The 20,116-nt window shown below is 45.6% G+C and carries 19 protein-coding genes; 16 read left to right on the top strand and 3 right to left on the bottom strand.

Annotation, left to right across the window (positions count from 1 at the left end):
- Window positions 1-92: 92 nt before the first annotated feature.
- The 6 genes from V6668_RS22370 to V6668_RS22345 all read left to right on the top strand — a co-directional run bounded on the left by V6668_RS22370 (window position 93) and on the right by V6668_RS22345 (window position 8,550).
- Entirely contained in the window at window positions 93-386 is a 294-nt protein-coding gene (locus tag V6668_RS22370; RefSeq protein ID WP_338706760.1) for an MbcA/ParS/Xre antitoxin family protein, read from the top strand.
- Window positions 387-677: 291 nt separating this feature from the next.
- Window positions 678-2,135: a glycoside hydrolase family 1 protein gene (locus tag V6668_RS22365; RefSeq protein WP_036668687.1), complete on the top strand. Its 1,458-nt coding sequence runs from the start codon at window positions 678-680 to the stop codon at window positions 2,133-2,135.
- Window positions 2,136-2,270: 135 nt separating this feature from the next.
- Window positions 2,271-3,953, top strand: coding sequence for an S-layer homology domain-containing protein (locus V6668_RS22360; protein WP_338706759.1), 1,683 nt, complete (start codon window positions 2,271-2,273; stop codon window positions 3,951-3,953).
- Between the two features lie 48 nt (window positions 3,954-4,001).
- The gene (locus V6668_RS22355; protein WP_419889630.1) at window positions 4,002-5,426 is read left to right on the top strand and encodes a glycoside hydrolase family 1 protein; all 1,425 of its coding nucleotides are present in this window, start codon (window positions 4,002-4,004) and stop codon (window positions 5,424-5,426) included.
- Between the two features lie 233 nt (window positions 5,427-5,659).
- Window positions 5,660-6,511: a BglG family transcription antiterminator LicT gene (gene licT, locus V6668_RS22350; RefSeq protein ID WP_036617363.1), complete on the top strand. Its 852-nt coding sequence runs from the start codon at window positions 5,660-5,662 to the stop codon at window positions 6,509-6,511.
- A gap of 128 nt (window positions 6,512-6,639) precedes the next feature.
- The gene (locus V6668_RS22345; RefSeq protein ID WP_338706757.1) at window positions 6,640-8,550 is read left to right on the top strand and encodes a beta-glucoside-specific PTS transporter subunit IIABC; all 1,911 of its coding nucleotides are present in this window, start codon (window positions 6,640-6,642) and stop codon (window positions 8,548-8,550) included.
- A 72-nt stretch (window positions 8,551-8,622) separates the two neighbouring features.
- On the opposite strand, the gene V6668_RS22340 is transcribed toward V6668_RS22345, so the two are convergent.
- Window positions 8,623-9,525 (bottom strand): LysR family transcriptional regulator, encoded by a 903-nt coding sequence (locus V6668_RS22340; RefSeq protein ID WP_076252800.1) that lies wholly within the window; start codon window positions 9,523-9,525, stop codon window positions 8,623-8,625.
- Between the two features lie 184 nt (window positions 9,526-9,709).
- On the opposite strand from V6668_RS22340, the gene V6668_RS22335 reads away from it, so the two are divergent.
- Window positions 9,710-10,297, top strand: a complete 588-nt coding sequence (locus tag V6668_RS22335) for an ankyrin repeat domain-containing protein (protein WP_338706755.1) — start codon at window positions 9,710-9,712, stop codon at window positions 10,295-10,297.
- A 49-nt stretch (window positions 10,298-10,346) separates the two neighbouring features.
- Window positions 10,347-11,690 carry a uracil/xanthine transporter gene (locus V6668_RS22330; RefSeq protein ID WP_338706753.1) on the top strand — a complete coding sequence of 448 codons (1,344 nt, stop codon included), beginning with the start codon at window positions 10,347-10,349 and terminating at the stop codon, window positions 11,688-11,690.
- A gap of 75 nt (window positions 11,691-11,765) precedes the next feature.
- Here the strand turns inward: V6668_RS22330 and V6668_RS22325 are convergent, their stop codons facing one another.
- The gene (locus V6668_RS22325) at window positions 11,766-12,143 is read right to left on the bottom strand and encodes a PilZ domain-containing protein (RefSeq protein ID WP_338706751.1); all 378 of its coding nucleotides are present in this window, start codon (window positions 12,141-12,143) and stop codon (window positions 11,766-11,768) included.
- 188 nt (window positions 12,144-12,331) lie between these two features.
- Here V6668_RS22325 and V6668_RS22320 point away from each other — a divergent pair, with 188 nt between their 5' ends.
- The 7 genes from V6668_RS22320 (at window position 12,332) to V6668_RS22290 (ending at window position 16,827) form a co-directional block, all read left to right on the top strand.
- Window positions 12,332-12,799, top strand: coding sequence for a DUF6386 family protein (locus V6668_RS22320; RefSeq protein ID WP_076328205.1), 468 nt, complete (start codon window positions 12,332-12,334; stop codon window positions 12,797-12,799).
- 35 nt (window positions 12,800-12,834) lie between these two features.
- Complete coding sequence (locus V6668_RS22315) at window positions 12,835-13,515, top strand: hypothetical protein (RefSeq protein ID WP_338706748.1); 681 nt, start codon at window positions 12,835-12,837, stop codon at window positions 13,513-13,515.
- 25 nt (window positions 13,516-13,540) lie between these two features.
- On the top strand, window positions 13,541-14,191 hold the full coding sequence (locus tag V6668_RS22310) for an SMI1/KNR4 family protein (protein ID WP_338706747.1): 651 nt from the start codon (window positions 13,541-13,543) through the stop codon (window positions 14,189-14,191).
- Window positions 14,192-14,205: 14 nt separating this feature from the next.
- Entirely contained in the window at window positions 14,206-14,532 is a 327-nt protein-coding gene (locus V6668_RS22305; protein WP_338706745.1) for a hypothetical protein, read from the top strand.
- 36 nt (window positions 14,533-14,568) lie between these two features.
- Complete coding sequence (locus V6668_RS22300) at window positions 14,569-14,970, top strand: hypothetical protein (protein WP_047843898.1); 402 nt, start codon at window positions 14,569-14,571, stop codon at window positions 14,968-14,970.
- 179 nt (window positions 14,971-15,149) lie between these two features.
- Window positions 15,150-15,698 (top strand): sigma-70 family RNA polymerase sigma factor, encoded by a 549-nt coding sequence (locus tag V6668_RS22295; protein ID WP_338706743.1) that lies wholly within the window; start codon window positions 15,150-15,152, stop codon window positions 15,696-15,698.
- Window positions 15,688-16,827, top strand: coding sequence for a DUF4179 domain-containing protein (locus V6668_RS22290; RefSeq protein WP_338706742.1), 1,140 nt, complete (start codon window positions 15,688-15,690; stop codon window positions 16,825-16,827). The genes V6668_RS22295 and V6668_RS22290 overlap by 11 nt, the downstream gene beginning before the upstream one ends.
- A gap of 119 nt (window positions 16,828-16,946) precedes the next feature.
- Here V6668_RS22290 and V6668_RS22285 read toward each other — a convergent pair whose 3' ends face one another.
- The gene (locus V6668_RS22285) at window positions 16,947-18,932 is read right to left on the bottom strand and encodes a beta-galactosidase (RefSeq protein WP_338706740.1); all 1,986 of its coding nucleotides are present in this window, start codon (window positions 18,930-18,932) and stop codon (window positions 16,947-16,949) included.
- Between the two features lie 114 nt (window positions 18,933-19,046).
- Between V6668_RS22285 and V6668_RS22280 the strand changes: the two genes are divergently transcribed.
- Window positions 19,047-19,889: an AraC family transcriptional regulator gene (locus V6668_RS22280; RefSeq protein ID WP_036617384.1), complete on the top strand. Its 843-nt coding sequence runs from the start codon at window positions 19,047-19,049 to the stop codon at window positions 19,887-19,889.
- The last annotated feature ends 227 nt before the right edge of the window (window positions 19,890-20,116 follow it).

Here is a 20,116-nt window from a genome sequence, read left to right as displayed (position 1 = left end):
CCTGTTACAGCAGTGGTTTCAAGCGGCTTAAGGATGAATTGTGTCAGATAGGACTTCGGTGTTATTAATTGCAATCCAGGGAGTGAAATTACATGAGTATGAAAGGTATCTATTTAAAGGAGTTTAATCAGGCAAGCTGGGACTCATTTTCCGAAGGGTTTGAAGAACTTGGACAAAAGATGGACCCCACGTGGGTAGAACGTGCGCAATTACAAGGGATTCCGGCGGATATAAGTCGGGTGCTTTTGTGTGAAATGGGGGAGTATGCTTTTGAATGGATGGCGAAAGATATCCCGGCTTTAGGGGACCAAAGTCCCGCCGCTTACCTGGAAACGGAGGAAGGAGCGCAGGCATTAAGGGCAGCCATTATGCGTATGCCACGTTAATTTTTTCCATGGTGAGAGTGTGCGAGCGATCATATGAACCAGTGAAGTTGATTTTGCAAAATAGATATGTTACGCTTACATTACAAGAGCAAACACAACAGAATATGCAATAACATCTTTTGATGGATTGTAACTGTGAAGACAGGCAAAACCTAAACTGATGGTGAAATGAAAGCTCCTTTTTTTGGTGCTATTTTACCTTGAGTTTAGGTTTTTCTTGTTTTCTGCTCTAAATCACACCATTTTTTACCTGGAAAAACCAAAATAAATTTCGAAAAGAGGTTGTTGTTCATGACCACGGCAAAAAAAGGATTCCCCGAAAACTTCCTATGGGGCGGCGCTACAGCTGCCAATCAATTGGAGGGTGCATTCGATAAGGACGGCAAAGGGCTCTCCACAGCGGACATGATCGCTCATGTTCCCAAAGAGAAGCGTACAGGCGGACATGCTATGGAAATTTCCTCTTCCCGAATCGAAGAGATCCTCTCCGGCAAATTTGAAGAACGTTTCCCGAAACGTTTTGGTATCGATTTCTACCATCACTTTAGAGAAGATATTGCATTGTTCGCTGAAATGGGCTTCAAAGTATTCCGTTTGTCCATTCACTGGGCACGTATTTTCCCGAACGGTTATGATCAAGAGCCGAATGAAGCAGGCTTGAAATTCTATGATGAAGTATTTGACGAATTGTTGAAATATGGCATCGAGCCGCTCGTTACATTGTCTCACTATGAGACACCGCTTGGCTTGACGCAAAAATATAACGGCTGGGCTGGCCGTGAAGTAATCCAGCACTATGTTCGGTATGCAGAAACGGTGTTCAACCGTTATAAAAATAAAGTGAAATACTGGCTGACGTTTAATGAAATTAACGTAATGCTGTTCAGCCCATACACTGGCGGCGGCATTCTGATCGATAAAGTGGACAACAAACTGCAAACCACTTATCAAGCGCTGCATCACCAATTTGTAGCAAGTGCATTGGTAACGAAGCTTGCTCACGAGATTATGCCTGGTTCCCAAGTGGGTTGTATGCTTGCTCGTATGGAAACTTATGCAGCAACATGTAATCCGGTAGATGTTCGTCTGGCTCAACACGAGAATCAGATTAACCTCTTCTTCACGGACATGCATGCTCGTGGTAAATACCCGAACTACATGGCTCGTTATTTTGAAGAAAACGACATCGTGATCCAAAAAGAAGCAGGCGATGACGAGATCTTGCTGAACAATACCGTTGATTTCATCTCCTTCAGCTACTACATGTCCGTAACCAAATCTGCATCTGCAGACAAGGAAGAAACATCGGGTAACCTGACTGGCGGCGTGAAAAACCCTTATCTGGAAGCATCCGACTGGGGCTGGGAGATCGATCCGATCGGTCTGCGCGTAACCTTGAACAACTTCTGGGATCGTTACCAGAAACCATTGTTCATCGTAGAAAATGGTCTGGGTGCATATGACCGTGTTGAAGAAGACGGTTCGATCCATGACTCCTATCGTGTGGATTACCTGAAAAAACACATCGAACAAATGAAAGAAGCCATCAAAGATGGCGTCGATCTGATTGGATTTACAGCATGGGGCCCGATTGACCTTGTGAGCATGTCCACTTCCGAAATGTCCAAACGTTATGGTTTCATCTACGTGGATCTGGATGACGAAGGTAACGGAACACTCAAACGTTCCAAAAAGGATTCATTCGACTGGTACAAAAACGTAATCTCCAGTAATGGTGAGCAACTGTAGTTCTCACGTTTTCTGAGCGGGCAAACCTGATATAACAGTTAGTGTTTAATGGAATTTAATGTTCCTGAGGGCCTGCTGATTAGCGTTTGTCCGCTTTTTTATGTGCTGCAAACATTACATATGGAGGGATATCTTTTGAAAAGATGGAGTATGAACACAAAAAGTATGGGATGGATGCTTGCCCTGACACTAAGTCTGAGTGTGATCTGGCCAGCAACCGTTGGTGCGGAAAGCACCCAGGTTACTCAAATCCAGGCCAATACCTATGTTGGTGATCCTGGAGAGATGGTAGAGTCCTTTGACATTACTGTAGCGAATCCGGAGAAATATCAGAATCTGAAAGCTTCAGACTTCGAAATTACTGGCAATTATGATGGCTATCCTTTAAATGAAGCGGAAGAGATCATACAAAATGAGTATGAAGATGACGGAATAAAATTGACAATTACGGATCATACCATCCATATGGCGGTAAAGCCTTTTAAATATCCAGGTGGATTTAAGTCAGCATTTGCAGTCAAAAGCAAGGCGTATCCTGAACTTTCTTTTGACGATAAAAATGTAAATGTAGTCAAAACGCGTACGGTCGATGAGTTTGAAAAAGGACAATTTAAAGGCAGTAACGGTGCGAACTTGTCCTATCAACTGAAACGAAGCACGTCCGAAGAACCGAAGCCGCTCATGGTATGGCTTCATGGAGGGGGAGAAGTAGGTACGGATGGTAGAAGTCATCTTACGGCTAATCGTGGAGCAGTAGTCTGGACAGAATCGGGGTATGATACTTCCGTGCTTGCTGTACAGTATCCCGAGAATTACAGTTTCAAAATTTACGATAACCCTGAACAACTGGCTAAAATGCAAGCATATTTTGTTGCACAATATGAGTTAATCCAGAAGCTGGTTGCTGAAGGTGAAGTTGATCCGAATCGGATCTATCTGTCTGGTGTTTCCAGTGGCGGTGGTGGTGCCTTCCGTTTCTTGACACAATATCCCGATCTGTTTGCTGGAGCGATTATTGTAGCGGCCAAGGATACGGTAGCGGATTATACCGGATCTGTAGAAGCATTCAAAAAAGAACTGAAAGATATTGTGGATGTCCCAGTATGGATTATGCATGCCAAAAATGATCCAACCACTGACAGCCGGACAAGCTCTTTGGCTTATCAGGCTTTGACTGAGCTTGGAGCCAAGCATGTCAATATGACGCTGTATGACGATGCATACATGGATAGCCAAAGACTGTACGGTGGCATGAAGCATTGGTCATGGGTACCGGCTTTTGACAACAAAGAAGTACTTGCCGACCTGTTCCAACTAAGCAAAGGAACTTCAGGGGAACAGGATGGAGGTAACATAGAGCATGGAACAAAACCAACTGAGCCTGTGACAAGAGCGCAGATCGCCCTCGTGCTTGCCGACAAGTTAAATCTTCCTAAAGTATCCGAATCTGCTTACCCGTACACAGATTCTGCCCCTGAATGGGCTCGTCAGGCCATTGCAACAGTGACCAAGGCAGGGTTGATGAAAGGTGTCAGCAATCAGATATTTGCCTCGGGAGAGGAAGTAACACGTGCACAGATGGCAGTGATCGTAGACCATATTTTGATGAGTCGCGGCTGGAATGCTGCAGACGAGTCAATTGTAGTATTGTTCAAGGATTTGAATGATAAGCATTGGGCTTATGAAGCCGTTCAAAATAGTGCCAAAGCCGGTATTATGTCCGGTATGTCCAAAGATCAATTTGAGTCATCGAAGTCGGTTACAGGTGCTCAGCTGGAGCTGATTCTGCAACGATTGGAACAATTGTCAACAAACTAAGTTCAATAACCAACTTTATAATGATAAATAATGAGAGGAATGATTGATATGACTACACCATTTCCGAAGGACTTCCTATGGGGCGGCGCTGTAGCAGCCAACCAACTTGAAGGAGCTTATAATACAGATGGTAAAGGCCTGTCTGTTCAAGATGTAATGCCACACGGGATTACAACGCCTAGAACGGAAGCACCTACAGAAGATAACCTGAAACTGATCGGTATCGATTTTTACAACCGCTACAAAGAGGATGTTAAACTGTTTGCTGAAATGGGCTTCAAAGTGTTCCGTACATCCATCGCTTGGTCCCGTATCTTCCCTAAAGGTGATGAATTGGAGCCAAATGAGAAAGGTCTGCAATTCTACGATGACCTGTTCGATGAGTGCCACAAATACGGGATTGAACCACTCGTAACGATCTCTCACTATGAGACACCGCTGCATTTGTCCAAAACATATGATGGCTGGGTTAACCGTAAAATGATCGATTTCTACGAGCGTTATGTAACAGTGCTGTTCAACCGTTTCAAAGGCAAAGTTAAATACTGGCTGACATTCAATGAAATCAACTCCATCCTGGAGGAACCATTCATGAGTGGCGGCATCTATACGCCAAAAGCTGAACTGTCCAAACAGGATCTGTACCAAGCGATCCATCATGAATTGGTAGCCAGTGCGTTAGCTGTGAAACTGGGTCATGAAATTATGCCTGAAGCCAAAATCGGCTGTATGGTACTGAGCATGCCTACGTATCCGTTGACTCCAAACCCGGATGATGTGGTTGCAGCGATGCATGCGGAACAGCGCAATGATATCTTTGCTGATATCCATGCACGTGGATATTATCCGAAATACATTAATCGTTATTTCAAAGCGAATAATATCAATATCAAGTTTGAAGATGGCGATGCTGAAATTCTGAAGCATACCGTAGACTTTATCTCCTTCAGTTATTATGTAAGTATCTGTGAGACTGGTGATCCCGAGAAACGTATCGAAGGAAAAGGAAACCTGTTCGCAGGTGTGCAAAACCCTTATCTCAAAGCGAGTGAATGGGGCTGGCAGATCGATCCGCAAGGACTGCGCGTAACCTTGAACAAATACTGGGACCGTTATCAAAAACCATTGTTTATTGTCGAAAATGGTCTGGGCGCAGTCGATGAGCTGATTACGGACGAAAATGGCAATAAAACGGTAAACGATGATTACCGTATTCAATACTTGAATGACCATCTGGTACAGGTGGGCGAAGCTCTTGAGGATGGCGTAGAAGTGATGGGTTATACGTCATGGGGCTGTATTGACCTGGTGAGTGCTTCAACAGCAGAGATGAAGAAACGTTATGGCTTCATCTATGTAGACCGCAACAATGATGGTTCAGGAACATTGGATCGTTACAAGAAAAAATCATTCCATTGGTACAAGGAAGTTATTAGTACAAATGGCGTAAGTCTTAAGAACAACAACGAGTAAATACTAGTTCTATAAGCATAGTTGTGCAAGCACCTTCTGATGTCACATTAACGCACATTAACCGCTTTCACAAAAACATTGTCATATGGATAATTATATGGTAAGATGGGCCTAAGGCTAATGAATACTGGATTGTTACTGTTCAATCAGGCAAAACCAGAAGCGGGGCATATTTCGTGACCTGCTTTGGTTTTGCCTTTTACTACTTTGACGGTGCAAGGTGATGTGGAGAAATGAAAATTGAGAAGGTGCTGAACAACAACGTAGTTACCGTAATTGATCCGGGAGGAAACGAACTGGTCGTTATGGGACGTGGAATTGCCTTCAAAAAGCATACTGGTGAATCGATTGACGAGAGTCTCGTCGAAAAAATATTCTCGCTTGAAAGTAAGGAAGTATCACAGAAACTCAAAACGCTTCTGTCTGATATCCCGGTTGAATATGTCGAGTGCTCGGATGAGATTATCCGTTATGCCGAGACGGTGTTAGGTGAGAAGCTGCATGAGAGCATCTACATTTCACTGACGGATCATATTCATTTTGCCATTGATCGACATCGTCAAGGATTGCAGATCCGTAACGCATTGTTCTGGGAGATCAAGCGCATGTACCGGAAGGAATATGCCATTGGACTCAAGGCGCTACAGATTATTGAGGAAACATTAGGTGTTCTGCTACCCGAAGACGAATGCGCATTCATTGCAATGCATCTGGTTAATGCCCAGATGAACGGTGAGATGAGGGAAACGATCAGTATTACGAACATCGTTAAGGACATACTTAACATCGTAAGACGTAGCTTTGTGATTGAACTTGATGAAGATTCATTGAGTTATTATCGATTTTTAACTCATCTGAAGTTCTTTGCTCAACGTGTGTTGCAAGGAACTGCGATTGAAGATAAAGAAGTAGATAATCCGCTTCATGACTTGGTGAGCAAGCAGTATCCGGAAGCACATGCATGTGCAGTAAGGATCAGTGACTATACGCGTAAGATCTATAATCGGGTATTGTCCAAGGAAGAAATACTGTATCTGACCATTCATATTGAACGAATTGTCAGAAATGAACAAACAATTGAATAAAGTTGGGATTGTTACTGCTAAAAAGGCAAAACCTAAACGTTGAATAATGATAAGCTTTCCTGCTTTGTCATTATTCAGTGTTTAGGTTTTTTTTTAACCTTCATTACACATAAAAGGAGCAAAACACAATGGATAAACAACAATTGTCCAAGGACATTTTGAAGCTTGTTGGTGGGGAAGAGAATATCGATCAAGTCACACACTGTATGACAAGACTCAGATTTAACCTGAATGACAACCAAAAAGCGGACAAAGCGACGCTGAAAAATACACCAGGCGTTATGGGCGTGATGGAGAACGGTGGACAGTTCCAGGTTATCATCGGTAACGATGTGCCTATCGTGTATAACGCACTCGTTGGCAACATGTCCAAATCACCAAACGCAGATAATGCAACCTCAAGCGCTTTAACTGGGGAGAAGAAAAAGAGAAATCCAATAAGTGCGCTGTTCGACTTCATCTCAGGTATGTTTACACCAATCCTGCCTGCAATTACGGGTGCAGGTATGATCAAAGGGATCGTGGCTATCCTTGTCGCACTTGGATGGTTGTCCGATACTAGTTCAACCTATATCATTTTGTCGGCAATTGGTGACGGTGCCTTCTACTTCCTGCCAATCATTCTGGCGATCAGTGCTGCACGTAAGCTGGGTAGTAATATGTATATTGCCGCGGCGCTTGCTGCGGGCATTATGCACCCGACCATTACAGCATTGCTGGCCGATGGTCACAATTCATCCTTTATGGGGATTACAGTCATAGCGGCAACGTATTCTTCTACAGTTATTCCGATTGTTCTGGCCGTTTGGATTGCTTCATACGTAGAGAAAGCCGTTGATCGTGTTATACATGCTTCACTTAAGTTACTCATTGTTCCAACGGTTACCTTGTTAATTATGGTTCCACTGACGTTGATGACAGTAGGTCCATTGGGTACGGTTCTTGGTAATGGTTTGTCCGGTGGTATCTCATGGTTGTTCGATAACATGTCCATCTTCGCAAGTATCTTGATTGGTGGTACGATGTCACTGCTGATCATTACAGGTATGCACTATGCGTTGCTGCCAATCGTTGTAGGTTCAATGACAACACTGGGTTACGACTTTATTATTCCACTGATGTTTGCAGCTAACTTGGCACAAGGTGGTGCAGCATTTGGTGTAGGTCTCAGATCGAGAAATAGCAAAACCAAATCCCTGGCCTATTCCACTGGTCTTACGGCTATTATGGGGATCACGGAACCAGCGATGTATGGTATCAACATGAAGTTCAAAAAACCATTTATCGCAGCTCTCAGCGGGGGTGCTATTGCTGGTGCATTTATGGGGATCTTCAATGTTAAATCGTATGTTATTACAGGACTTGCGGGTCTGCCGAGTATTGCGGCATTTGTCAGTCCAGCAATTAGCACATTGATTTATGCTCTGGTTGGTGGTTTGATTGCCATCGTAGCAGCAGCAATCATTACGTATATCTTGGGCTTCCAAGAAGAAAATGTATCAGAGCCAGTAGCAGCACCAGTAGCTGAGCCGGCAACAACAACAGCAACAACTTCTGCAGCTGTAACTGAAGAAGCAAAAGCGCAAGATGAGCAAGTATTCAGCCCGATCACAGGTGAAGTTAAACCGCTGAGCGAAGTGCCAGACCCTGCATTCTCTGAAGAGATTATGGGTAAAGGATTCGCGATTCAACCATCTGAAGGTCGCGTCGTATCTCCGATCAACGGAACCGTGTTCTCGTTATCGAAGAGTGGACATGCCATTGGTTTGGTAAGTGATACAGGCGCAGAGATGTTGATTCATATCGGGATTGACACCGTGAAGCTGAAAGGTCAATTCTTCTCTCCTAAAGTTCAAGCAGGTGCGAAGATAACCGTAGGTGATGTACTGATGGAGTTTGACCGGGAACAGATCGAAAAAGCCGGTTATACAACGATTACACCAGTCATTATTACAAACATGCATCAGTATGAGTCCATTGAGTCTGCTGGTCGCACTACGATCAAAGAAAAAGACTTGTTGTTCACAGCTAAAGCTTAACCATAAAAATGAAACAGCAGCTTCACTGGAATGTAATCCGGTAAAGCTGCTGTTTTTTTTGCTTATAGCCTTTTACACGGGAAGCATACCCTGCACCAGTTGCACAAAGTGTTGTGCAGGCTTGGACAGATAACGGTTCTGCAGCCAGACCAGCGCCGAACCGACCGTGGAATGCTGATCCTGGATGCGATATACGTGGAATGGGTGCTCGTGATATAGCTGTAGTACCGTGTGAGGCACGATGGAACTGGCGAAGCCGAGTCGGACCAGCTCGAGTAACATATTAATGTCTGAGCACTCACCCATGATGGAGGGGGTAACCTGATGCTCCCGAAACTTGTCCAAAATTAGCTCGAACATACCGAGTCCTTCTGTGCTTGGAAGCAGTAGAGGGATACCTGTAAGCTGCTCAAAATAAGTCCCCATCTCCACTCCTGGTCCCATCTCTGTCGGACTATCAAGCGGTGTTGAAGAAATATAGAAAAGGGGCTCCTGTGGCAGATGCAGCACCTCATAACGTTCAGTCTGGACAGGCATGCGTACACAGGCAAGTTCAACTTTGCCATCTTCCAGCAATCGGCATAATTGCGCAGATTCATTTTGTTGAATTTTATAGGTAACCTGTGGGTGGGTGGTGCGAAACTGTTGCAGTGCTTGCGGGATCAGGCGATCCGATATGGTATTGATGCCGATGGCGAGTTTGCCCCGTATGCCGTGACGGAAACTTTGCATCTCCATTACAGCTTCCTCCATATATTTGGTCAAGGTAACCGCATAATCATAGAAGCTGCGACCCGCCTGCGTTAGCTCCATCATGCGCCCTTTGCGTTCAAACAAAATTACGCCAAGCTCTTCCTCCATTAACTTTAGCTGCTGACTTAAGGGTGGCTGAGCCATGTGCAGTCTTCGAGCTGCGGCTGTAATCTGTTTCTCCTCAGCAATGGCAATGAAATAGCGACATTGTTTGATATCCAAGTGGTTGTTCTCCTTCGCCTGCAATGTATATGTAATTCGTATGGAAAGGCAACAAAACATGTATTTTTAATATACTACGATCTTATGTTACCATACATTAGATTTGCATACCTGAATAACAGAGTTTGGTTTCTATATGAATATTACTGCATGAGAAAGACCTTGAATTGGAGGATAAAACAACGTGGTTAGAACAATACATGATGCTGCTCAAGCGGGCCATACCGATGAGGTCATTCGATTTATCACACAACAGGGTAACCGGTTGAACGAACGGGATACATTGGGGCGGACACCTCTGCTGGCAGCGGTGCACGGTAACAAGATAGACACGGCAAGGATGTTAGTGGACGCCGGAGCCGACATTAATCTTCGGGATGCACGATTGGACAACCTGCTGTTATACGCGAGTGCTGAGGGTATGTATGACATGGTCGAATTGGCGATTACAGCAGGTGCAGATACGAGGTTAACAAATCGTTTTGGCGGCACAGCTCTTATCCCAGCAGCGGATCGGGGCCATGTGGACATTGTGGAGCTTCTGCTGACACGCAGTGATGTGGATGTGAACCATATCAACAACCTGGGGTGGACAGCCTTGCTGGAAGCGGTCATTTTGGGAGATGGTGGGCCGCGTCACCAGCAGATTGTTGCCTTGCTTTTGCAATATGGTGCAGATCCAAAGATCGCGGATCGGGACGGGATTACACCGCTTGCACATGCGAGCCGTCATCGGCATGCCGAGATGGAACGACTATTAACCCAAGTCTGAAAAGGCTATACATTTATGATACAGAACAGTGAAAGGATATTCCAAACGAATGAACAGACATCAAGAGCATTTTTTACAAAAGAATATGAAGGACGTATCTTCACTGATTTTGGCAGGTATACAGTGGTTTTTCTTCCTGTTTACCAATACCGTTGTTGTTCCGCTATCCATTGGACATAATTTTCATCTGTCTCCGGATGCCATCGCTGCCTCCATGCAGCACGCATTTATCCTTACCGGAGCAGTGTGTATACTTCAAACCGTATTTGGTCATCGATATGCGATTATGGATGGTCCGTCAGGGTTATGGTGGGGATTGACGCTAAGTTTGACGGTATCTGCTTCATCGGCCGGTATGAGTCTGGAGCGTATCGGCGGTGGGCTGGCTGCAGGTTTTCTATTAGCGGGATTAACGATGGTGATTCTGGGCTGGCTGGGAGCGGCGCAAGTGCTGCAAAAGCTGTTTACACCCATGGTGAAGAGTGCCATGTTGTTTCTAATGACGATTCAATTAACCATGAATTTTTTCAAAGGTATGATTGGATATACGGAGTTTGGCCGCTTTAATCTGCCTGTTGCCGCATTGTCCGTTGTCATTGCATTTTTGGTGGCATGGATTCAATTAAAGGGTAGGGGGAAACTGGGGAACTACGCGATCCTGATTGGGATTGTGGCAGGCTGGATCGCTTATAGTCTATTGTTTCCTGGACAGCATAGCGGACAGCCTAATCAGGCCCCGGCTGGTCTCGAACTGTTTCCGTGGGGAACACCCAGATGGGAACCGGGTATTGTCATTACTGCATTTTTCGTGGGACTGGTAAATATGACGAATTCGATCACCACATTAAGCACAGTTGAGAAACTATACCGGACAGAAACAACAAGTCGTCAGTATAGGCATTCCTATGCACTAACGGGTCTGTTCACGATGTTGTCAGCCTGTGTAGGTGTGCTGCCCTTTGGTTTATTTGCATCATCGATCGGATTCCTGGAGAGTACTCGCATTCTGCGTCGTGCTGCCTTGATAATTGGAGCGGGCATGTTGTGTGTGATAGGTCTTACACCTTCAGTGACAGCATTTTTTGCACAAATACCACCAAGCGTCGGCAGTGCGGTTTTGTTCGTGGCTTATCTTCAGATGTTCGGCACGGCACTTAGAACGCTTGAAGGTACGACGTTTAATTCTAAAACGATCTATCGTGTAGCGTTGCCGGTCCTCACGGGAGTTGCGGTCATGAATATTCCTGCTGAGGCCTTTCAAACTTTGCCCATGTACCTCATTCCGATCATAAGTAATGGTCTCGTCATAGGGGTATTGGTTTCACTGGTTCTTGAAAAAACCGTGAACTGGTCCAAAATGGAACAACCAGCGACAGTTAGTAAAGCGGCATAAAGAGTTTCATCTTGCGACAGTCCAATTTGATTGGGCTGTTTTTTTGTTTTTGTTACAGGTTTTAAGGCTATCTAACTATTTCACGATAATTTTGCCTTGTCCTGCAAGCATTCGCATCTCTCTAGAGAGACGGTCCTGGTTCCCATCCTGCATTTCGAGTTGAACACCATAGTGCCATGAGGTATTTTTTTCTTGACCCCAGCGGAGAGTGCCTTCCATATATAGAGGGTCTTCAAAAAACAGCATATTCATTCCAATCCGAATATCGTTATTCTCTACAGGAAGGGATAGCGGAAATGACAGCTGACAGCCGGATCGACTGATGTCACAGAGTTCAGCCTGAATGGGCTTGGCTGGTGCGTTAACCCCGTTGATGCTGAGAATATAGATCTCAAAGTGGATGGGTTCCTTCAATGTGTATCGAAAGGGTTCTTTTCTATTGTTAATTGACATGGCTTGGCTTCCTCCATCAGGTTCAAAAAAAGTCAGTTATGCTTATATCGACCATTTGGAGCGAGAAATGAAGAGTTGCGCAAGCAGAGATGGTCCGTGGGTTCCTTTTACACGTGTATCAGGCTTGATATAATGATGGAATATATTTCTGAGGTCAGACTTGGATCAGACAGAAGGGACGGGTGAATATGAGAGGAACATTTCAAATGGTTACAGATACGGCAACATTGTGCCTGTATGATCTGGCAGCGTTAAAGCATCGTACCCAGGATACTTCGGATTGGTGGTCCATTCCAGAAGATGAGCTGACTGAGGTGAACGCAGGCCATTGTCTGTTCCTGAATCTGGGTGCGGATGGAGTGTATGAGGTGGAATGGAGCCTGGAAGATGCAGAGGTGAAATCAGATTCAGATCACGCAGCGGAACGGGAAAAGGTGTATCATTTGCAAGTTCCGTCTGGGCACGTCTATCTGGGAGCGGCGGATGATGTTACTGGCGGTGAACTGGAGCCGGATGAGACGTGTGAAGGGGTCCTGCTTCAGTTAAAGCCCGGAAACTATGCGTGTATCTTCTCCAGAGAAGCCAGTCGGATCACAATTGTCATGACACCAAGTATTCAGGGAACTAACACGCTGGATGAATTAATCCGGATTTAGTGCACATCTACGATATACGAACAGGAGGGATTCATATGCAGGTTTGGAATGACACAATCATGATGAATGCAGATGCCCTGCGTAAACGGATGAGAATACTCGCTGCTTTGGATATCATCTTTTCGGAGGAAGAATGGCTACGCGTTCATCATTATGAAGCTGAACTTCAGCCAGGTCTGGCATGGGGAAGCATCAATAACGGTGCAGGTGATCATCTGCATGTATTGTTTACGGATTCGGGCACGTTGATCAAAGGATTTGATCATGAGTCACCCTTGAGCCCACATGCTCGTGAGGACGGAAAAATCTATCCGGGTATGTACGATGAAGTGCCGGAGACGTTGATGGCTGTTCTGCGAGATCAGGAGGAAACATTGGATCTGGAGGATGTGACCTTTTGCCTGTGGCAGGAAGGGAACGACTTGCAGTGGAAGGTTGGTAACTGGATTCAGCTGGCGATGACCGAGGAAGACAAAGCGGACGCCAGAGGTGGTGCAGAATTTTTACTTGGATATATAGAGAAGAACTCGGAAGATTACGTTGATTGGGCAAAAGGGTACTACGACTTGCTGGATCTGTCGTTGAAAGCCGTAGCTGAGATATATGATGAAAAACCGGTGACAGTGAGCCTGATTAAGCAGTTGTGTCCTGAGCGAGATGTGGCGGCCGCATTGAATGAGTTGCAGCAGCGTGGGTACGCGGTGGAACAAACATAATAGAGTAGCAAAGGAGGAGCGGTAGATGACGTACACTGCACAACTGGAGCGAATACGTGAAAAGTTGATCACTCTTCGAAGCCTGGACCCGGATCTGGAGCTGTTTGGCGCAGAGAACCACGAATATGAAATGGCGCCTGTGTGGACGCAGAAGGATATCGCGCAATTTGAACAGAAATGGCGAATTGAGTTGCCGGAGGAGTATAAGGTATGGCTTCTTCATATGGGAGCGGGTGGTGCAGGACCTTATTATGGTCTGGAAAACCCGGATGACGGCGTATACGCTGTGCTTGGTTATGATGATGAGCTGAATGAAATCTCGGACCCTTTTCAATTCACGGAAGCATGGAACTGGAACTATGATTGGTTTGATGACAGCAAGGAAGAAGAGGAATGGGAAGTGATGGAACACGAATATCTTGATCCAAAATGGTCAGCAGGCATGCTGCGCATCAGTGATTTTGGGTGTGGCATCTCCATGAATCTGATCGTTAAAGGAGCTTCCTACGGAGAAATCTGGGTTGATGACCGGGCTAACCGAAATGGAATATATCCTGATCAGTATTGGGGTAATACGAATCGACTGCATTTTCTGGACTGGTATGAGTTGTGGTTGGATCGTTCGATTCATCAAATGCACGAACAAAAGCAAAATTCTGAAGCGAACGAAGTCTGAAGGAGGTTGTACATATGGGCTGGGAATATGGAATCAGAGCAACAGAGCCTGTGATTTTACCTGAAGTTGTGAAGCGTCTGGCAGGTGCATTAACGTTTACCGACATGTATAGTTTGGAACACCAAACCAAAGGCTTTGTATTGGAACGTGAAGATCCTTCCTGGCCTATAGCTCTTGAAGTGTGCATAGAAGAGGCCTCTGGTTTAGAAGAGATTGTGGATGGGGAATTGTATATCTACTGTTTGTTCCATATCTGGGGTGAAGAGGGGCGGAGCTGGATGCAACAGATGGAGCAAGAAAGCAGGCAGGTTGGTGGTGGATTAATCTGGTTTGAACTCTGATCGGTAGAAGATTTGCCTGAAACAGGAGGAGCATATATGGCTAAAAAATCAAAGAAAACAATTCCTGCGCTCATCTATCAGTATCAAGGTCCACAGCGGAATGTGGGTTTTGTTTTATCCCCTTTATACATAGAAGAATCGGTTGAAGTAGAGATGGAAGACATGCTGTTCATATATAATGAAGACTTTGACTACATTCGTCCTGCATTGGATCGCGCATTTCCCTTAACTGACCCGCGAACTGGAGAAGAGATGAAGACATTTGATCCCTGCTGGGAGAATCCGATTACAAAGGAAGTGTGGGTGGGGATTTTATCAGAGTTGGATCAACAGGTGGTTGCAGAGCCGGAATTCCGGATGTTTTTGAATCAGTTCACAGCTTGGGTGAGGAACCATCTGCAATTGGCTGACGGGATCGAAGTTACCGGCAACTTGTAAGTTAGTTGATCTTGGATTGTCATGCGTGTACGTAATTCAGTATATCGGCGGCCGAATTGTTATGTAATCAAGCTCCCTCATGATGATGGCGGAGCTTTTTTTGATGAACAAATATTAAAAACCGTTTGCTTCACTCACCCGTCTTATACCACAGAAAGAGAGAGAAGGAGGGATGCGGGGTGGAAACAAAAGCAGAGATGAACCAGAGGATCTATGTACAGACCGAAGACGAGACGGCATTTGTGCAATCCATTATGGAACATCAAGATACGCTCATGTCCATTGCCTATAGCTACCTGCGTAACCAGCAAGATGCGCTGGAAGCGGTACAGGAGATGACGTGCCGGGCTTGGATCAAACGTCGTACGCTGAATAATGAGAAGGCGTTCAAGTCGTGGATCATTCGGATTCTCATCTATGTCTGCATCGATGAACAGAGGCGCCGCAAGCGGGCGACACCTCTGGCGAAGGAGGATATGGAGGACAGCATTCCGGCATCTTGGATGATTAGTGTTGACGATAATCGAATCGCTATGGAATCTCTTTTGCAAAAGGTGAAACCGAAATATCGCCATGTATTATTGCTGAAATATTATAACGACATGACACTGACGGATATTGCCTCCATCCTCGGCAAACCGGAAGGGACGATCAAGACCTGGCAGCACAAGGGGCTCCAGCAGTTGCGCAAGTTGATGAGGAATAGGAGGGATTGGCATGACCACTAACCCGGAGGAGAAAGCACTTCTTGCAGACGCATATCAGGTGAAAAGAGAGAACCAGCAATGGAATCCGGCGGACACGACTGCGGCAATTCAACGTGGTCTCGCAAAGGCCAGAACAAAACGATCAGGTAGGACCTTTCGTATCAAATGGATCACGGCAGTGCTAGTCACGGTTCTGGCTGCAGGTTGGTTTCTTATAGGTCCGCTTGGGAGTTATGGTCAAGAGCAGGCAACATATACTGAGCCTGTGACCCATTGGGGAGTACTTGAACCCTTTCGTGAGTTGGCAACCGATGTGGAAAAAACCACGATAACATCAGCAATTAATAATGGGTATGTGCAACTTGTAGATCAGACGGTTACATCGGGCATATATGCGTTTACTGTGAATGCAGTTATGGCAGATGAGAATAGAATAACGGTATTGTATACTGCCAAAACGGATGCTTCGCAGGAGATGTATTCGACTGTCAATATGAAGATGACGGATGCATTGACAGGCGATTTGCTTGACAACGGAAGCTCAGGCGGTGTGTATTTTTCGAAGGATAAGCATATAGTGTATGGTCGAAGTACAATTGATCGAAATCGAAATAAACCATTGCCTGATCAAGTGAATCTACAATTCCAGCTGTCTTCAGTTGTGCCAGATGTGGGGGATTATACAGACAAGGGGGAGAAAGAACGAAAATATCAATTTTCCAAAAAAATGAATGTTTCTTTCCCTCTGGATCCCAAGTTTTCTATCCCCAAAACGGAAGTCATTAACGTTAATCGGACTTTTACTCTTGGAGGGTATGAGGTCTTTTTGTCGGAGGTGGAGGTGTCTCCGTTGGTAACTCGGGTCAAATTTGTCCATGCACCTGATCAAGAAATTGATTACAAAACGAAGTTGTCGCTCAACGAGATTGTTCGGCCTATCGAGATCATTTCGACCTCCCGTAATGGGAAGCAGACCAAGTTATCCATGGTAGGTGGAAGCGGATCGGAAGATGGAATGATGTATTCTTTCAGTAGCAATCTGTTGGACCATCCAGAGTCCATGGTATTAAAACTTAGTGGTAAACCAGATAAGGTCTATGATGATTTGCAGGAAGCCAAGAATGATGAACTGGAAATCAAAATCAAATAAGATGAACTAACTGGCAATACTCTTATTCAGATTAGGTGTTAGTGAAAGCAAAGAAGGGATGTCCCTCAAGGTCGTAAGCCTTGTGAGACATCCCTTTTTAAATATGAAAACGGCTGATCTTATACAGTTAAAATATCTACTCCCAGAGCTGGAAGGGTCAACTTCTGATCCAACCTCTCGCTGGTCAACAAGCTGCGATAAGGAACGTCCAGCGTAATCTCTCGTTGCTCATTCGTCAAATTGATCAGAAACAGGAAGTTTTGCTCCCCCTTCGTTCGAATCGACAGCTCGACACCTTCCGGCAACTGGATTTTGGGCGCCAAATCCTTTTCCTTCAATATGCCTTCAAACAACTGATAGAAATACGATGGCTCCGGCCAAGTGCCGACATAATACACTTCACCTTCACCAAACTTATTGACAGTAACTGCCGGTACACCCTCGTAAAAGTCGTTGTCATACCAGGCGATCGGCTCTGCCCCTCGCAGTTCCAGTAGATCACACCATTGCTTCGCAGCGAATGTCTTGCCCTCCGCGTTCCGTATCCGATGCTCACTGTTGCCGATGGCATCATATTCACTTACGACAACACCCGCCGCTTCACCCAGTAGCCCCGGCAGAGGCAACATCTCACATACATTCCTCATGTTCTTCACGCCAGTCCGATTGGTAAGGACAACCGTACCACCCTTGGCTGCGAATCGCTCCAGCCGCTGTGCTACTTCTTCACTTAACAGGAAGAGGGAAGGGACAATGACCAGCTTGTACCCATCGAGCTCCTCAGTCCAGTTGATAACGTCTGTACCGACGCCCATTTTCAGAAATGCATTATGCATAGAGGACAAGTTGTCTAAGTAGTGCATTCCCCCTTCCGCCTGCGGCTGAAGGGAAAGCGCTGTGTGCTGATCATGCGAATGCAGAATAGCAACCTGGGTAACAATGGTTGAGTCGGCCAAGAGTTCTCCTAACTGGTTCACCTCGCGAGTAAGTTCCGCGAACTCCCTGAACCTGCGTCCAGGAACATTGCTGTGGTCGATCAGCCCATGCCAGAACTGTTCCGCTCCGACGGTAGCACTCCGCCAGCGAAAATGGACAACCATATCCGCACCGCGAGCGATTGTCTGCCAGGAGCGAGCTCGGATCAGTCCAGGATAGGGCGTGCGCTGAATCGGCATCCAGGCGCCCTGTGCCCCGCTGAGTTGTTCCATTACCCAGAAATTCCGGCGTTTGATGCCGCGAACCAAGTCCAGCGTAAGCGCTCCGTTCCTCGGAAACCGATCGCCATAATCGCGATACAGCTCATTCGGATAATAATCAACAGAGACGAAGTCCAATTCGTTGTGCATATCATAATAGTCCAGGCTATTCGGATATTGCCACATGTTATGCGTCACAAATTGGCCTGGACAGTTACGGCGTAAAATCTCAAGCTGCCATCCCAGCAGATAGCCTACGCTGTCAGAACAAAATCGCTTGTACTCCAGAAGATAGGAAGGATTCATCGGTTTGCTGGCACCGAGTGGCGTTGTTACCTCAGCCCAGCTGCTGTACTCACCACTCCAGACGACCGTACCCCACTCCCGGTTCAACTCCTCCAGATTGGAATAACGCTTTTGCAGCCAAGCGACAAACGAACGATTACATGTATCACAATGGCATTCCTGGTAGTGCATCTCGTTATCGATTTGCCAGCCAATAACGGCGGGATGCTTAGCGTAGCGCTGTGATATCGCTTCCACAAATTTGGAGCCCAGCATTCTCAAGGAAGGGCTGTTGTTGCAACGATGTCCACGCACACCTGGCCGAATGATGTGGCGTTGTTCATCCATGGGTAGCACATCCGGATAACGGGTTGTCATCCAGTTTGGCGGGGTATTGGTGGGAGTGCATAACACAATTTCCATACCACTCGAAGCGAATACTTCTATGGCCGCATCCAGCCATTCAAACTGATAATTACCCTCAGTCGGTTCCATTCGGCTCCAGGCGAACTCCGCCATTCGCACAACTGCAACCCCTGTCTGTTGCATAAGTATGGCATCTTTCTCCCATAACTCCGGGGTCCATTGCTCTGGATAATAATCAATTCCGATCTTAATTGTCATCCTGTGATCTCCTTTATTTATCAATATATTGCGATTATATGTTATATTAATTCGAGTGAATATCTTAAATAATTAATATGATATAACAATATTAAGATTAGGAGAGTTAGCCGTATGCCTCATCCCAATCGTAATTTTCCGGTGTTATCTTCCCGAGACAAGCTGCTCCCTTTTTATTTACTTGGCATCGGCCTGCATCATGAACAGGAGCATATACGCCGAGACCAAGGCATTGAGGATTATCAGTGGATACAATGCCGCAGCGGTGTGGGTAAGCTCAAGCTCAGTGAAACGGAACATATCGTCAAGCCAGGTATGGGCATGCTGTTATTCCCTGGACAGAAGCACGAATACTATGCGCTATCCGACAGTTGGGAAGTCGACTGGATCATTTTCGATGGCAACGGGTCAGCAAGCTTGTTTGAAACCGTTGGCATTGTCGACACATGCGTATACACGCTTGCACAACCTGAATACCTTCTATCCCGAATGCGGGAGTTGCTGCAAGCTGCCTTAACACCACAAGAGCAGACATTAAGCAATTACGCCTGCTCCGCCATTCTCTATACCTTATTGACAGAGATTATTCAACGCGTATCTGTTGAGGGCAGCGATACGGTCGGGCAGCAGTATGAGCGATTAAAACCGGTTCTGGACTATATTGAACAGCATTATGCTGAAGAGATCACTTTGCCAACGCTGGCTGGATTGATCTGTGTCACACCAGAATATTTCTGTCATTTGTTTAAGAAAACGACAGGTATTCGTCCCATCAGCTATGTTAATCAGGTAAGAGTCAACAAAAGCAAGGAACTGCTGCTCGATAATGTGCAACGCGGGATGGAGGATATCGCTCGTCAAGTCGGTTTCGAATCGACCAGCTATTATGGAGCCATCTTCAAGAAGCTGGAACGAATCACACCTGGCGCCTTCCGCCGCAGCTATCAGAAGTCGTGACATATTATTATCCGCAAGCGAATGGTTTTTCGTCAGAGGCTTTAGGAACTGATCCAAGGGTGGATCAGTTCCAAGTTGGATCACATAGTACTCGTTAATAGAGCCGCTAATTAGCGGCTCTATTTTGTGTAAAAAAATGGCCTGGTTTTACGTTTTTTCACTATATCTGATCTGCTGTTGCATAAAAGTGATAATTGTTGTCTTTTTGCAATTTTTGTATTGTCACA

This window comes from Paenibacillus amylolyticus (genome assembly GCF_036894225.1).
In the GTDB taxonomy this organism is placed as follows: Bacteria; Bacillota; Bacilli; order Paenibacillales; family Paenibacillaceae; genus Paenibacillus; species Paenibacillus amylolyticus.
Note: the sequence above shows the minus strand (reverse complement) of the source record. Positions and strands in the feature narration are given on the sequence as shown.